This window comes from Allobosea sp. 05T422_2 (genome assembly GCF_056396265.1).
Genome location: NZ_JBFTLD010000017.1, coordinates 33,515 through 48,362, shown reverse-complemented (window position 1 = coordinate 48,362; position 14,848 = coordinate 33,515). Strand labels below are relative to the sequence as shown.

14 protein-coding genes are annotated in these 14,848 nt (G+C 66.3%); 10 read left to right on the top strand and 4 right to left on the bottom strand.

Annotation, left to right across the window (positions count from 1 at the left end):
* On the top strand, positions 1 to 571 hold a 571-nt coding region (locus AC1DJT_RS05465; RefSeq protein WP_476833683.1), incomplete at its 5' end, for an FCD domain-containing protein.
* On the opposite strand, the gene AC1DJT_RS05460 is transcribed toward AC1DJT_RS05465, so the two are convergent.
* The 3 genes from AC1DJT_RS05460 to AC1DJT_RS05450 form a co-directional block, all read right to left on the bottom strand.
* Positions 572 to 2,302, bottom strand: coding sequence for an ABC transporter permease (locus AC1DJT_RS05460; protein WP_476768807.1), 1,731 nt, complete (start codon positions 2,300 to 2,302; stop codon positions 572 to 574).
* Positions 2,303 to 2,413: 111 nt separating this feature from the next.
* A complete protein-coding gene (locus AC1DJT_RS05455; protein ID WP_441492157.1) occupies positions 2,414 to 3,475 on the bottom strand; it encodes an ABC transporter substrate-binding protein in 1,062 nt (353 codons plus the stop codon).
* Between the two features lie 54 nt (positions 3,476 to 3,529).
* Positions 3,530 to 4,624: an ABC transporter ATP-binding protein gene (locus AC1DJT_RS05450; RefSeq protein WP_441492158.1), complete on the bottom strand. Its 1,095-nt coding sequence runs from the start codon at positions 4,622 to 4,624 to the stop codon at positions 3,530 to 3,532.
* Positions 4,625 to 4,975: 351 nt separating this feature from the next.
* On the opposite strand from AC1DJT_RS05450, the gene AC1DJT_RS05445 reads away from it, so the two are divergent.
* The 9 genes from AC1DJT_RS05445 to AC1DJT_RS05405 all read left to right on the top strand — a co-directional run bounded on the left by AC1DJT_RS05445 (position 4,976) and on the right by AC1DJT_RS05405 (position 14,051).
* Positions 4,976 to 5,677 carry an FCD domain-containing protein gene (locus tag AC1DJT_RS05445; RefSeq protein ID WP_476833682.1) on the top strand — a complete coding sequence of 234 codons (702 nt, stop codon included), beginning with the start codon at positions 4,976 to 4,978 and terminating at the stop codon, positions 5,675 to 5,677.
* Between the two features lie 32 nt (positions 5,678 to 5,709).
* Positions 5,710 to 7,152: an MmgE/PrpD family protein gene (locus AC1DJT_RS05440; RefSeq protein WP_441505609.1), complete on the top strand. Its 1,443-nt coding sequence runs from the start codon at positions 5,710 to 5,712 to the stop codon at positions 7,150 to 7,152.
* 95 nt (positions 7,153 to 7,247) lie between these two features.
* Entirely contained in the window at positions 7,248 to 8,210 is a 963-nt protein-coding gene (locus AC1DJT_RS05435; RefSeq protein WP_476768806.1) for a tripartite tricarboxylate transporter substrate binding protein, read from the top strand.
* A 49-nt stretch (positions 8,211 to 8,259) separates the two neighbouring features.
* Complete coding sequence (locus AC1DJT_RS05430) at positions 8,260 to 8,757, top strand: tripartite tricarboxylate transporter TctB family protein (protein ID WP_476768805.1); 498 nt, start codon at positions 8,260 to 8,262, stop codon at positions 8,755 to 8,757.
* A gap of 10 nt (positions 8,758 to 8,767) precedes the next feature.
* Positions 8,768 to 10,264 carry a tripartite tricarboxylate transporter permease gene (locus AC1DJT_RS05425; RefSeq protein ID WP_476833681.1) on the top strand — a complete coding sequence of 499 codons (1,497 nt, stop codon included), beginning with the start codon at positions 8,768 to 8,770 and terminating at the stop codon, positions 10,262 to 10,264.
* Positions 10,261 to 11,634 carry an MmgE/PrpD family protein gene (locus tag AC1DJT_RS05420; protein WP_476768804.1) on the top strand — a complete coding sequence of 458 codons (1,374 nt, stop codon included), beginning with the start codon at positions 10,261 to 10,263 and terminating at the stop codon, positions 11,632 to 11,634. The genes AC1DJT_RS05425 and AC1DJT_RS05420 overlap by 4 nt, the downstream gene beginning before the upstream one ends.
* Positions 11,635 to 11,637: 3 nt before the next feature.
* Positions 11,638 to 12,387 (top strand): SDR family NAD(P)-dependent oxidoreductase, encoded by a 750-nt coding sequence (locus AC1DJT_RS05415; protein WP_441505612.1) that lies wholly within the window; start codon positions 11,638 to 11,640, stop codon positions 12,385 to 12,387.
* Positions 12,384 to 13,157: a sulfite exporter TauE/SafE family protein gene (locus AC1DJT_RS05410; protein ID WP_441505613.1), complete on the top strand. Its 774-nt coding sequence runs from the start codon at positions 12,384 to 12,386 to the stop codon at positions 13,155 to 13,157. The genes AC1DJT_RS05415 and AC1DJT_RS05410 overlap by 4 nt, the downstream gene beginning before the upstream one ends.
* A 117-nt stretch (positions 13,158 to 13,274) precedes the next feature.
* Positions 13,275 to 14,051, top strand: coding sequence for an enoyl-CoA hydratase/isomerase family protein (locus tag AC1DJT_RS05405; RefSeq protein ID WP_476833680.1), 777 nt, complete (start codon positions 13,275 to 13,277; stop codon positions 14,049 to 14,051).
* Between the two features lie 37 nt (positions 14,052 to 14,088).
* On the opposite strand, the gene AC1DJT_RS05400 is transcribed toward AC1DJT_RS05405, so the two are convergent.
* A complete protein-coding gene (locus AC1DJT_RS05400) occupies positions 14,089 to 14,838 on the bottom strand; it encodes an SURF1 family protein (RefSeq protein WP_476833679.1) in 750 nt (249 codons plus the stop codon).
* Positions 14,839 to 14,848 lie beyond the last annotated feature (10 nt).

Here is a 14,848-nt window from a genome sequence, read left to right as displayed (position 1 = left end):
CCTCAACGAGAACGCGCTCGCCGCCAGGCTGGGTGTCAGCCGGGGGCCGATCCGCGAGGCATGCCGGGGACTCGAGCAGAGCGGGCTGGTGAACGTCGTGGTCAACCGTGGCGTGTTCATCCGCGCGCTCGACGGGCGCGAGGCGGCCGAGCTCTACGAAATACGGGCGGCGCTCTACGGTTTGGCAGGCAGGTTGCTGGCGCCCATCGTCACGGACGAGCAGGTGGCCATCCTCTCCGGCTATGTCGCGGAGATGGACGCCGCGATGGCAGCCGGCGACCTCAACAGCTTCTATCCCGGCAATCTGCGCTTCCACGAAGCCATCGTCGAATTCGGCGGCAATGGCCGCCTCGCAGCCGAATGCGCCGCCATCCACCGCGAGATGCACCTCCTGCGCCGCCGCACCCTCGATATGCCCGGCCGGATGACGACCTCGAATGACGAGCACCGCGCGATCCTCGAACGGATCGCGGCACGCGACCCCGCCGGTGCCGAGGMTGCACTGGAGGAGCATGTCCTGATCAGTCGCACCGCCTTGTTCGGCCCGCTCGGCCATTACCCGGACGCCTGATCAGCCGCGGACCGGCGCGACCTTCGCGCCGCCCAGGAGCGGCAGGCGGTTGGCGAGGAACACGACCGCGAACGAGACGATCAGCAGCATGATCCCGAGCACCGAGATCGCGCCGAGATCGCCGGATTCGTTGAGGTCGTAGATGATGACCGATACGAGCTTGGTGTCGGCGGTGGTCAGCAGGATCGTCGCCGAAAGCTCGCGGATCGTGCCGATGAACACGAAGCACCATGCCGCCACGACGTTTGAGCGCAACAACGGCGCGGTGATGGTGCGCAGGGTCGTCATCCGCGTCGCGCCGAGGATGCGCCCCGCCTCCTCGAGCTCGACATGCACGCTCTTGAAGGCGGACGAGAGTTGCTGGTAGCCCGCAGGCATCTCGATGGTCAGGAAAGCGATCAGCAGGATCCAGAGCGTGCCGTAGAGCGGCAATATCGGGCTGGAATAGCTGAGGAAGAGGCCGACGCCGAGGACGATGCCGGGGATCGCGACCGGCGCGGTAGCGAGATAGCCGAGCAGCGGAGCCCCGCGCGAACTGCCGCGCGTGACGAGATAGGCCACGACGAGCGCGATCGCCGTGCCGATGGTCGCGGTGAGGAAGCCGAGCAGGAACGTGTTGCGCAGCGCAAGTTGTGTCGCCGAGAACTCGAAGAACACGAACCAGATATGGTGGAGCGTGAAGCTCTCGAAGGTCAGCGGCTCCGCCACCGTGCGGGTGAGCGCGGTCTTCACCAGCGCGGCATAGGGCATCAGCACCGTCAGCGACAGGATAAGGAAGGTGAAGCCGAGCGCCAGCCATTTCCAGCGCCCGAGCACCGTGATGCGCGCGCTGCCGCTCTTGCCGCCGACCGTGGTGTATCCGCGCCGGCCAAGGATGCGCCGCTGCGTCCAGAGCAGCAGGATGGTGACGAGGAGCAGCGGCAACGCCGCCGCCGCAGCGAGCCCGGGCTTGGGCGGGTACTGGAACAGGCTCCAGATCTTGGTGGTGATGACGTGGAAATTCGCCGGTAGGGCGAGGATGGCAGGCGAGCCGAACATGGTCAGCGCCTGCAGCACCGCGATCAGCGAGCCTGCGAGCATGGCCGGCAGGACGAGGGGCACCGTCACCTTGCGCAAGGTCGTCCACAGGCCACCGCCGAGGATGGCGGATGCCTCCTCAAGTTCGGTCGGAACGCGTTCGAGCGCGTTCGTCACCAAGGTGAAGACATAGGGAAACGTGTAGCACGCGATCGCGAAGACGAGGCCGGACAGGGTGTAGATGTCGACGAGGTACTCGTAGGGATCGAGGTCGAACAGCCAGCGATAGACGGCATTGATGATGCCGCTATTGGGCGCGGCCAGGATCTCCCAGGCGATGGCGCCGAGGAAGGGCGGGGTCACGAAGGAGGCCATGACGAGCCCGCGCACGAGCGTGCGACCCGGCATGTCGGTGCGGGCCACGATCCAGGCGAGTGGCGTCGCGATGGCGCAGGACAGCACACCGACGCTGAGCGCCGTGGTGATCGCCACGATGAACGGCCGGCGCAGCGTCGCATCGCTGACCAGAGCCCTGAAATTCGCCAGGCTGAGGCTGCCGGACTGATCGGTCACGGCGTAGTAGCCGAGCCATGCGAGCGGCAGCACGACCAGCACCGAAAGGATAACCGTGAGCAGCACGAAGATCGGCCGCGACCAGTCGATGGTGACGTGGCGTATGGGAACTCCGGACACGATCCCGGTTATCGCTGTCATGAGGATCTCCGTGCGCCGCCAGCGCGCGACGCGCCGGCGCCGGGTGCAGCTCTCGTCAAAGGGCGATGCACGGCGCGGAAGATCCGCGCCGTGGGGTCCGCGCGGAACGGATCAGGTGCCGAAATACTCTTCGTATTTCTTCTTGATCATCTCGATATTCGGCTCGAGCTTCAGCGGGTCGGAATAGAGCAGCTTGATCTTGGAAAGCGGCGTACGCGTCTCCTTCTCCTTGACGCGCGGGTGGAACGAGCGAAGCCCGCCGGAATCGCTGTTGAGCTGTTGTGTCTCCTGGTCGAAGAGGAAGGAGTAGAACAGCTTCGCGGCATTGGGGTGCGGCGCGTTCTTCAGTATCCCGCCATGACCGATGGCGATCGGCGTGCCCTCGGTCGCATAGACGATCTCGACGGGAACGCCGGACTCCTTGAGCATGAACATGTTGTATTCGTTGCCGTCGGCTTCGATCGAACGTTCGCCCTGGGCGAGTTTCTTCGGCGGCTCTGTCGATGACTGGACCTGCATGATGCGCTGCTTGCCGAGCTTCTCGAAGAACTCCCAGCCGAGCGCCTGACTGAGGACGTCCGTGCCGGTCATCACCGTGCCGGAATAGCCGGGATGGGCCTTGACGATGCGGCCGCGCCATTTCGGATCGAGCAGGTCGGCATGGCTCTTGGGCGCATCCTCCGCCTTCACCTGCTTGCTGTTGTAACCGATGACCGAGAGATGCGCGCGATAGGCCGCATAATAGCCGTCGGCATCCTTGGCCTCCTTCGGCCAGTCCTTCGCGACCTCGGCCGGCACGGCCTGGGCCAGCCAGCCATTGCGCTTGAACAGGACGAAATGCACCGCGTCGGAGGTTTCGACGACGTCGGCATTATGGATGGAGCTGCCATATTCCTGGCTGAGGCGCTGGAACACCCGCTCGGAACCGGAACGCTCGACCTTCACCTTGATGCCGGGATATTTCGCCTCAAACGCATTGCCGACCTTTTCCGAGACCGCCACGTCGGTCGCGGTGTAGAAGGTGACCGTGCCTTCTTTCTTCGCCGCCTCGATAAGCTCCGGCGTTACCTGATAGGGGGCCGGAGCCTGCGCCAAAGCGGGCATGCTTCCGAGAGCGGTCGAGAGCAGAAGGCCGGCCACCACGGATCGTCTGTCGAACATTGGGCGTGTCATTCTCGTTCCTCCTCATTGTTATGATGTTGGCGAGATTGCTTTCGCGCCCCCGGTTCAGCGGGCGAGAGCGCGGCAGTGCTCCTGTGGAAAGTGCAGCCAGACGGGTTGGCCGCGGTCGATGGCGAGGTGCGGTTCGGCAACCGTGCGGATCTGCGCGCCGCCGGGAAGTTCGATCAGGTAGTCGCGATGCGAGCCGAGATAGACCTGGCGCAGGACCGTGCCCTGCGCCCGGTTCGGCCCGTCGCCCTGCGGCTTGGCGTCCAGCACGATGTCATGATGGCGCACCGAGACGACGCCATCGCCGCCGGCCGAGAAATCGCCGGTGCCGCAGCGAAGCTTCAGCGGGCCGCACTCGACCGTATCGGCATCGAGCCACCGGCCCTTCAGGATGTTGGTGCCGCCGAGGAAGCGCGCCACGAATTCCGATTGCGGCCGCTCATAGATCTCTTCCGGGCTGCCCGCCTGCTCGATCCGGCCCTGGTTCATCACCACGATGAGATCGGCCGTGGTCATCGCCTCGGCCTGGTCGTGCGTCACATAGACGGTGGTGTAGCGATAGGCGTCGTGGAGCCGGCGGATCTCGAAGCGCATCTCCTCGCGCAGGTTGGCGTCGAGATTGGAGAGCGGCTCGTCGAGCAGCAGGATCTCGGGCTCGACGACGAGCGCGCGTGCCAGCGAAACGCGTTGCTGCTGCCCTCCGGACAGCTCTCCCGGATAGCGCTCGGCCAGCGGCTTCAACCGCGTGACGTCGAGGATCTTGTCGACGAGCCGCGCGATCTCGGCCGCCTGCATCTTCCGGAGGGACAGCCCATAGCCGATATTCTCGCGAACGGTCATGTGCGGCCAGAGCGCGTAGCTCTGGAAGATCATCGACATGCCCCGCCGCTCCGGCGGTTCGCTCCAGCCGGCCGACGAGATCGTGCGCCCGCCGACATGGATCTCGCCACCCTTGGGCGTGATGAAGCCGGCGATGAGGCGCAAGGTGGTCGTCTTGCCGCAACCCGACGGCCCGAGCAGGCAGACGAGATTGCCCTTCTCGACATTCAGATCGACGCGATCGACGACCGTCATCGCGCCGTACCGCATCGTCAGATCGGCAAGTTCCAGAAACGCCAATGCATCCTCCCAGACGCGATATCGCCTGGACATCCGGGGTCCGGGCTTCGTTTTTCTGGATCGGCGGCGAGCGGGTACGCCTGCTCCGCTATCCCAATTTTGATACGAGCTAAGGGCCAATCCTCAGGATTGTCAACAATAAGCATTCTACGATCAACCCTGAGCTGCACTTGAACGGTTGTGCAGTGGGCCGACCGGATCTCCGCGCCTAGGCGGCAGGCGGCAGATCCAAGCCTTAAGCCCAAGTCCCGATATCGGTCTCGGGAGGCGTGGATCTGCGCCGATCTGTTCCCTCCCCGGGACGCGCGACCACCTCATGAGAGCATGGTAACTCGAGAATTGCAAACTGTTGACAGTTTTCTGTAGACGCTGATATCAGAACCTATGACCATTCCAGACGATGCCCTGACCATTCTGAGGACCCGCTCGCTTTCGGGCGTGCTCGAACGCGAAATCGAGAGGGCGATCCTTGCCGGCGAGATTCCGCCGGGGAAGCGGGTCAACGAAAACCATCTGGCGATCCGCTTCGGCACCAGCCGCGGCCCGGTGCGTGAGGCGCTGCGGGCCCTTGAAGGGCTCGGCCTGGTCGAGCTGATCCCCAATCGCGGCGTCTTCATCCGCCAGCCGGCGGTCGAGGAGGCCATCGAGATCTACGACGTGCGCACGGTGCTGTTCGGTCTTGCCGGCAAGCTCCTGGCCGAGCGGGTCAGCGAGGCGGAGGTGGCGCGGTTGAGGGATTATCTCGAGCAGATGGAAGCAGCCGCGCGCCACCGCGACTTCGACCGCTACTACCCGCTCAACCTCGCCTTCCACGAATTCATCATCGATGCCTGCGGCAATGGCACGCTCGCCGCACAATATCGCGGGCTGGTCAAGAAGCTGCACCTGTTTCGTGCCCGCAGCCTGGTGCAGGGCGGCGGCCTGGAGGTTTCCAACTMGGAGCATCGCGAGATGGTCGAGGCGATCGCCGCCCGCGATCCCGAGCGTGCCCAGCGCGCCCATTCCGACCATGTCGCCCGCGCCAAGGCGCGCCTGCTCGCCGCCTACCGGAAGACCGAGGCGCAGCCCACGCGTCTGACCAGCTGACGATCTTCGTTCAAGAGAAAGCCGGATACGCCATGACCGAGCTCAACCACGTTACTGCCTCCGCTGTCGCGTTCATCGAGAGGGCGAGCTACGACGGCCTGCCAGCTGAGGCGCTGCGGATCGGCCGGCGCTGCATCATCGATACGCTTGGCCTCTACCTGGCCGGTGGACTTGAGGACTCGGTGCGCATGCTGGCGGCCGATGCGGCGGAAACCGGCGGCAAGGCCGAGGCGCTGCTGATCGGCCATGGCCATACCCGCGTTCCCGCGGCGCTGGCGGCGCGCGTGCTCGGCACTGCCGGCCATGCTCACGACTGGGACGACACCCAGGTTTCGAACGACCCGCGCCATGTCTACGGCCTGCTGACCCACCCCTCGGTGCCGCCGCTGACCGCCGCGCTTGTGCTGGCGCAACGCCTTGGCGGCGTTGACGGCAAGCGCCTCATGCTCGCCTTCCAGACGGGGTTCGAGGTCGAATGCAAGATCTCGGAATGGATGACGCCGCGCCATTATCGTCGTGGCCATCACAGCAGCGGCACGGTCGGCACCTTCGGCGCCGCCGCCGCCGCCGCGAAGCTGCTCGGTCTCAAGGGCGCTGAGGTGGCGCATGCCCTCGGCATCGCAGCGAGTTTCGCTGCCGGCATCCGCTGCAATTTCGGCACGATGACCAAGCCGCTTCATGTCGGTCGCGCTTCGGAAAACGGCGTCACCGCGGCCCTTCTCGCGGCACGCGGCTTCACCGCCGACCCGGCGGCCCTCGACGGCACCTGGGGCTTCTTCCAGGTGATGGGCGAGGGACTTTCGGAAGAGAAGCTGCCGCAGGGCTTCGGCGAGACGCTGACGATCGCTGAGCCCGGCATCAGCATCAAGCCCTACCCGTCCGGCATCCTGACCCACCAATCGATGGACGCGATGCTGGCGTTGGTGCTCGCGCATGACCTCAAACCCGAGCAGGTCGAGCGCATCCGCTTCTTTGCCGGCAGGAACATCCTCGAGCCGATCCGCTATCCGCTGGCGCAGAACCACCTCCAGGCCAAGTTCTCGATGCCCGCGCTGCTCTCGATGATCGCGCTCTGTCGCCGCGCCAGCCATCACGAGTTCAACGACGCGTTCGTGGCCTCGCCGGCGATGCAGGACATGCAGAAGCGCACCGAAATCCTCAACGACCCCGAAATCGATGCGCGCGGCTATGACAAGATCCGCTCGCGCATCGAGGTCGAGACCAAGGACGGCCGGACCCTCGTGCAATGGGCCGACGAGCGCTATCGCGGCGGCCCGGACAACCCGATCAGCGACGCCGATCTCGAAGCCAAGTTCCGGATGTGTGCCGAGGGCGCGATCACCGACGCCGCCCAGGACAGGCTGCTCGATCTGGCCTGGGGCGTCGACGCCCTRCCGCGGATCGAGATGCTCGTCGAGCAGCTCGTCTTCGACACCACGCCGGCAGTCCGGCCGCTGCGCAACGCCGCGCAGTAAGACGGCCTGGCGCGGAGAAGCCGCGCCGCCGCGCCAATCGAACGAGGCCTCTCCGAAGCAGGGAGGCCCATTCATCGATCTCAGGGAGAGAAACCATGCGACATCTGGCCATCGCCACAGCCGTCGCCACCAGCCTCTCGGCCTGGTCGGCAGGCGGCGCCGCCGCGCAAGCGCCGGTCGATTACCCGCATAAGGTGGTCACGCTCGTCACCCATTCGAGTCCGGGGGGCGGCAGCGACGTCTTCTTGCGCGAGATGGCCAAGCACCTGCCGAAATACATCAAGGCGACCTTCATCATCGAGAACGTGCAGGGTGGCAGCGGAGCCCGCGCCGTCTCGCGGCTGGCGACGGCGCCCGCCGATGGCAGCGTCTTCTACGCGACGACGCCGACCTACATCTACACCTCGCTGCTCTCGAAGACACAGCACGGCTACAAGGACGTCGAGCCGCTGGCGAACTTCTTCACCGACTCGGAGGTGATCTACACCCGCGCCGACGGCCCCTACAAAACCCTCAAGGACGTGATCGACAAGGCGCAGAGCTCGCGTGGGCGTTGGGGCGCGGCCAATCCGGCCTCGCTGGAGCGCCAGGCGGCCGAGCAGCTCAAGAAGGCGGCAGGCGTGTCCCCCGCCGTGGTCTCGCATGAGGGTGGCGGCGACCTGATGATCAACGTGCTCAACGGCACGCTCGATATCGGCATCGGCGAGATCCCGGAGATTCGTCCGCAACTCGAGGCCGGCAAGATCCGGCTGCTCGCGACCTTCGATGCMAAGCGTATGGAAGCCTTCCCCAACGTCCCGACGGTGAAGGAATCCGGCTACGCGATCGCGCTCGACAAATTCCGTGGCCTTGCCGGCCCCAAAGGGCTGCCGCCGGCGATCACCAAGATCTGGGACGAGGTCGTGCCGAAGATCCTGGCCGATCCCGAGTATCAGAAGGTCTACAGAACCGAGAGCCTGGTCGCGAACTTCATACCCCACGACCAGTACCAGGGCTTCGTCCAGAACTTCGGCACCGTCACCGAAGCCTTCCTGAGGGAGAACGGCGTCCTGAAGTGACGCCGCGCTCCAGCGACCATGTGCGCAACCCGTCGGGAAAGACCGTAGCATGAGCGGGCGAACAGCTCAGAAGGATCTGGCAGGCGGGCTCATCGTGCTCGCCATCGCGATCCTGTACTACCTCGGCATCAGCGACATCGCGGAGAGTTCGCTCGCCGACGATGTCGGCGCGGGCGGATTGCCGCGTATCCTCGCCTTCGCCCTGGCCGGGTTCGGCGCGGTCCTGGTGGCCCGCGCCATCATCGAGGGCGCGCTGGCGCGGGCGCCGAAGCCAGCCGCGATAGTCACTCAACCCGGTGATGACGACCCGATCGCGCCGCTGCCGCGCGCGCTCGGTTTCCTCGGCTTCGGTGCGGCCTATGTCGTGCTCGTGCCGATCATCGGCTACCTGCTCGCCATTGCCCTCCTGATCGGCGCGATCGCTCTCTTCGAGGGCGCGGCGGCGAACTGGAAAACCGCGCTGATCGCGATGGGCGGGGCCGTCGGCTACTGGGCGATCTTCGTCAAGCTGCTCGGCGTGCATCAGCCCTCCGGCTGGTTCTTCTAAGGGGACGATGATGCATTCGCTCGGAATCGCATTCGACCTCCTGTTCGGCTCGCCGATCATCCTGTTCTCGATCGTCGGCCTCATCTGGGGCATCATCGGCGGATCGCTGCCCGGTATCTCGGCCTCGATCACCATGGCCCTGCTGCTGCCCTTCACCTACGGCATGGCGCCGGTGCAGGCGATCGTGATGCTGGCCTGCACCTATATCGGCGCCGAATATGGCGGCTCGATCMCGGCCATCCTGATCCGCACACCCGGCACCAACTCGGCCGCCGCGACCGTGATCGACGGCTACGAGATGAAGAAGCAGGGCCGGGCCGGCGAGGCGCTGGGCATCTCGCTCTGGTCGGGCGTCATCGGCAGCCTGTTCGGCCTGGTCATGCTGATCATGCTGACCGAGCCGCTCTCCTGGGTCGCACTCGCCTTCAGGCCAACCTCCTATTTCGCGCTCGGCATTCTCGGCCTCAGCGTCATCGCCTCCATGACCAACGGCTCGCTGCTCAAGGGTCTCGCCGCGGCAGTCGTCGGGCTGATGATCTCGACCATCGGCACCGACCCGATCTCGGGCGTGACGCGCTTCACCTTCGGTAGCCCGGAGCTGCTCGGAGGCGTCGAACCCGTCCTGATCATGATCGGCATCTTCGCGGTCAGCGAGTTGATGATGCAGTCCGGCTCGCGCGACATTGGCGGCCTGCGTGAACAGGTCAAGGTCCGCCTGCCCAGCTTGAGCATGATGAACAGGCTCAAGCGCTCGCAGTTCATCGGCTGCCTGCTCGGCACATTCGAGGGGCTGACCCCGGGTGGCGGCGGTTCGATTGCGGCCTTCCTGTCCTRTAACGAGGCCAGGCGCTGGTCGAAGGAGCCGGAGAAATTCGGCAAGGGATCGGAGGAGGGCGTCGCTGCGCCCGAGACCGCCAACAACACGGTGGCCAGCACCGCGTTGATCCCGCTTCTCTCTTTCGGCATTCCGAGCTCGAACTCGACTGCGGTGCTGCTCGGCGGCCTGCTGATCCACGGGCTGCTGCCCGGGCCACGCCTGTTCGAGCAGAATGCCGATGTCGTGGTCGGGCTCTATCTCGGTTCGTTCATCGCGACCCTGGCACAGATCGTCGTCGGCATCCTGCTGCTGCCCGTCTGCGTCTGGCTGGTGAACCGGCCCCGCGCCTATCTCGCCGGCTTCATCCTCGCCTTGATCCTGTCGGGCATCTACACGCTCAACACCTCGCTTGCCGATCTCGGCATCGCGCTCGGCATGGGCCTCGTCGGCTACCTGATGCGCCGCGCCGGGTATCCGTTCCTGCCGCTGATCCTCGGCGTCGTGCTCGGTCACATGGTCGAGTCGAGCTATCGCCGCTCGCTGCTGCTCTCCGGCGGTGACCATTCGATCTTCCTCGAAGACCCGATCGCGGTCGGCCTGCTGCTGGCATCGACCGTCTTCGTCACCCTCTCGCTCGTCCGCGAATTCCGTGACGCGCGCAATGCCAAGCTCAAGGATGCGCACGCGTGAACCACCAGACTTCGATCGCCGATGAGCCGGTCGCGCTGCGGCTCGCCAGCTTCGCCGCCCATGCGAGGGTGAGCCCCAAGGCGCGGGAGACCGTCCGCCTGCTGCTGCTCGACGTCGCCGGGCTTTGCGTCGCGGCGCGTGGCACCGACTATGTCCGCGCCGCCCTGGCCTCGACCGCGTCGTCGGGCAAGGCAACCGCGATCGGCCATGCATCGGGCCTGGGCCCCTATGACGCCGCGCTGGTCAACGGCACCGCGGCGCATGGCGAGGATTTTGACGATACATTCGAGGGCGGGCCGATCCACGCCGGCGCCGTGATCGTGCCGGCCGTGCTGGCGGCGGCGGAGCATCGCGGGTTGTCGGGCGAAGCCGTGCTGCGCGGTGTTGCAGTCGGCACCGAGCTGATGTGCCGAATGAGCCTGGTGACGCCGCAAGCGATTCACAAGGCCTGTTTTCACCCGACCGCGGTGATCGGCGCTCCCGCAGCTGCCGCCGCGGTGGCGAGCGCCCTCGGCCTGCCCCCGAAGCTGATCGCGCATGCCATCGGCGTCGCCGGCAGCCTGGCCTCCGGCATCATCGAATATCTCGCCGACGGCAGCTGGACCAAGCGGCTCCATGCCGGTGCGGCAGCGCAGGCCGGCATCCGGGCCGCCCTGCTGGCCGAGGCCGGCTTCCTCGGACCCGCAACCGTGATCGAGGGCCATCACGGTTTCTACCGCGCCTTCGCTCCGTCGAAGGCACCGGATTTCACGCCGCTGCTCGACGGGTTGGGCGAGAGCTGGGTGCTCGAGACACTCGCCTTCAAGCCCTATGCCTGCGGAACGATGACCCAGCCCTTCGTCGACTGCGCCATCGCACTGGCGCAGCAGGGTATCAAGGCGCAGGACATCGTCAGCCTCGAATGCGAGGTCGGCGAAGGCACGGTGCACCGGCTCTGGGAACCACTGGCGCTGAAACAGGCGCCGCCCAACGCCTATGCGGCAAAATTCTCGACGCCCTATTGCGTCGCCGTCGGTTTCATCGATGGCGGCGCCGGGCTTGGGCAATTCACCGAGGAGCGCGTGGCGGAGGCGAGCGTGCGGGCGCTGGCCGCCAAGGTGTCCTATGTCGTCAATCCAGAAGACGCGTATCCGCGCAATTTCAGCGGCCATATCAGGGCTACCCTCACGGATGGCTCGCTACGCGAGCTGCGTCAGCCGCACATGCGCGGCGGGGCGCATGAACCTCTTTCCGCAGGCGATATCCTGCAGAAATTCCACGACAACGCCGCCTTCGGGAGCTGGGCGCGCGAGCGCTCTGAGCAGATGGCCGCCGCGCTCGACACGCTCGGCGCCGGCGGCAGCGTCGACCTCTCGGCGGCACGGGGCTGAGCGATGACTGAACTCGACGGCAAGGTTGCGCTGGTCACGGGAGCAGCCCGCAATATCGGGCGCGCCATCGCGCTCGAACTCGCCGCCGGTGGGGCAGCGGTGATGGGCGTGGCGCTCTCGGACGAGACAGGGCTTGGCGAAATGGTCGCCGCAGTCGAGGCCGAGGGTGGTCGTGCCGCCTGGCAGTTGGCCGATGTCACCAACCCTGGCTCGGTCCGCGCCGCCGTCGAGGCCACGCTCAAGCGCTTCGGCCGGATCGACATCCTCGTCAACAATGCCGCGATCCGTGGCGAAGTGGCCTTCGATGCGATGACCTTGGCGCAATGGCATCAGGTGCTGGGCGTCACGCTCGACGGCCCGTTCCTGTGCTCGCAGGCGGCGCTGGACGCGCTGACCGCGAGCGGCGCAGGCGCCGTCATCAACATCGGCGGACTGACAGCCTATACCGGCGCGAAGCAACGCGCCCATGTCGTCACCGCCAAGGCCGGACTCGACGGTCTCACCAAAGCGCTGGCGCAGGAGCTGGCCGAGCGCGGGATCACCGTCAACCTCGTCTCCCCCGGCCTGATCGATACGGTGCGCGGCGGCCACTCCGCCGCCGAGCCGGACCATCACAAACACCGCACCACCTTGGTCGGACGCCGCGGCCGGCCGCAGGAGGTCGCGGCGATGGTGCGCTATCTTGCCGGGCCGAACGGGCGCTATCTCACCGGCCAGACCATGCATGTGAATGGCGGAGCCTATCTGCCATGAGCCTCGTGGCCGACCCGGCCTTGCTCGGATCGGCCGTGCAGGTTGTGACGGCGCTCGCCGTCGGCACAGCCGCCCTGGTCGGATCGCTGCTGAGTGCGCTCACCGGCTCGGGCGGCGCGATCGTGCTGTCGCTGGTGCTGGCCCCGATCATCGGCGTCGCCTCCGTGGTGCAGACGATCAGCGTTGCGATGCTGCTCAGTCATGTCGCGCGCGTCGGCGCCTTCCGGACACTGATCGACTGGCCCGTCACGAGGCGCATCCTGTCGGCGGCGATCCCCGGCTGCCTTGCCGGAGCGGTGCTCTATACCCGACTCGACGAGGCGGCGATCGGGCTGGTGCTCGGGATCTTCCTGATCGCGATCGTGGTGCTCAAGCGCCTGTTCGCCGGCCGGCGCTTCGAGATCGGGCCGACCGGCGTTCTCGTCGCGTCAGCATTCTTCGGCTTTCTCTCGGGCACGACGATCGGCGGCGGATTGCTGATGATCCCGATCCTGCTCGGCGCCGGGCTTGGCGGTGCAGCGCTGGTCGCGACCGATGCGATCGTCGGTCTCACCATGCATCTCACCAAGACACTGGTCTTCGGGCAGGCAGCAGTCCTGACCAGCGCGCAGGTCTGGCTCGGTGCGGTGATCGGGCTTTGCATGTTTCCGGGCGCTTGGCTCGCCAGAGCACTGCTCGCCCGCATACCGCTCAAGGTCCACACGCTGCTGCTCGACGGCGTCGTTGCGCTCGGCGGCTTCTCCTTCGTGGTCCAGGCCCTGAGGGACTGAGCTTGAAACGATGTCCGACACAGGTTCYGGCGCACGCCGGTCCGACGCCGCGCTCCAGCCGGGCGCCGGCGACAGCGGTTCCCCTGATGCCGGCTGCAGGAAGGAGAGCAGGAATCGATGAGTGACGAGATCTGCTATGAGGTCGACAGCGGGATCGGCTGGATTACGCTCAACCGGCCGCAGGCGCGCAACGCGCTGACATTTGCGATGTATGACCGTGTCGCCGAGATCTGCTCCGATCTCAAGGGCCATGGYTCACCCAAGGTTCTGGTTCTGACCGGGGCGGGAGAGAAAGCCTTCGCCGCCGGAACGGACATCTCGCAGTTCCGCGCCTTCGACAAGCCGGAGGATGCGCTGACCTATGAGGCACGCATCGACGGTGCATTGCAGAAGATCGAAAGTTGCCAGGTTCCGACCATCGCGGCGATCTCGGGAGCGGCAACGGGCGGAGGCGCCGGCATCGCTTGCGCCTGCGATCTCCGGATTGCGACGCGCAACKCCCGCTTCGGCTTCCCGGTTGCGCGCACGCTCGGCAATTGCCTGTCCATGAACAATTATGCGCGGCTCGCCACCCTGCTCGGACCGGCGCGGGTCAAGGACATCGTCTTTACCGCGCGGCTGATGGATGCCGACGAGGGCCACCGGATCGGTCTCTACACTGAACTCGTCTCCGACCATGCCGCGCTGATGGAGCGGGCAAAGGAATTGGCCACGACCATTGCTGGCCATGCACCGCTGACCCTGCGCGCGACCAAGGAAGCGATGCGACGGATCACCAGATCCGACCGCACAAGGGAAAGCGACCTCATCCTGATGTGCTATATGAGCGCCGATTTCCGAGAGGGTATCGAGGCCTTCCTCACCAAGCGCGCGCCGACCTGGCAAGGACGATGAGGCTTGGTGAACCTCGGAAGCCGCGGGTTCGCTGCATTTATGCTGACGGCGGCTCGTCGGCCTTGCCCCGGATCACATAGGCCGCCGCCCCCGCGCTCATCAATGCAAGGCAGAACCAGGTCAGCGCGTAGACAAGATGCGTGTTGCGGAAGCTGACCTGTGTCATCCCGCCCTGCGGCAGCGGGCCAGGCTCGGAGACAGCGTCGGCATCGACGAAATAGGGTGCGACCTCTCCGACGCCCTGTGCCTGCGCGATCTGCACGACATCGCGGGAATACCAGCGCCCGGCGGCGGGATCATTCGCACGCAGGAAGCCGCCACCCGGCTCGCTCAGCCGCAGCAACCCGATGGGACTCGCCGCTTCGCCGGCAACCTTGCGGCGTTCGTCCGGCCCACGCCGCCCCTCCGGCAGGAAGCCGCGATTGACGAGAACGGTAAAGCCGGCATCCGTTCGAAACGCCGCCAGCACCCAGAAGCCGGGGCCGCGCTCCGTCACCGCCATCGTCAGCGTTTCCGGCCCGGGGAGATAGCGCCCCTGCAATGCAACGCGGCGATATTCGTCGGTGGCGGCGTTGATCCTGCCCCATTCCGCCGGCCCGGGCGCGGCCGCTGGCGGCGCGTGGATGCGTGCCTCGACACGGACGATGAGGTCGAGCTTCCAGGCCCGCCGCTGCATCTGCCAGATGCCGAGCCCTGCGAAGATGAGCGCAAGCACGCAGGCTGCGGCGACAAAAACGACATGGGCCGTGCGCGGTMGGCGCCCCTGCCCCGCGTCCGGGAACGTCACGACGCCAGCC

Coding starts and splice junctions, on each gene's coding strand:
- AC1DJT_RS05460 (WP_476768807.1), bottom strand. CDS start 2,302: ATGACAGCGATAACCGGGATCGTGTCCGGAGTTCCCATACGCCACGTC.
- AC1DJT_RS05415 (WP_441505612.1), top strand. CDS start 11,638: ATGACTGAACTCGACGGCAAGGTTGCGCTGGTCACGGGAGCAGCCCGC.
- AC1DJT_RS05410 (WP_441505613.1), top strand. CDS start 12,384: ATGAGCCTCGTGGCCGACCCGGCCTTGCTCGGATCGGCCGTGCAGGTT.
- AC1DJT_RS05430 (WP_476768805.1), top strand. CDS start 8,260: ATGAGCGGGCGAACAGCTCAGAAGGATCTGGCAGGCGGGCTCATCGTG.
- AC1DJT_RS05450 (WP_441492158.1), bottom strand. CDS start 4,624: ATGTCCAGGCGATATCGCGTCTGGGAGGATGCATTGGCGTTTCTGGAA.
- AC1DJT_RS05455 (WP_441492157.1), bottom strand. CDS start 3,475: ATGACACGCCCAATGTTCGACAGACGATCCGTGGTGGCCGGCCTTCTG.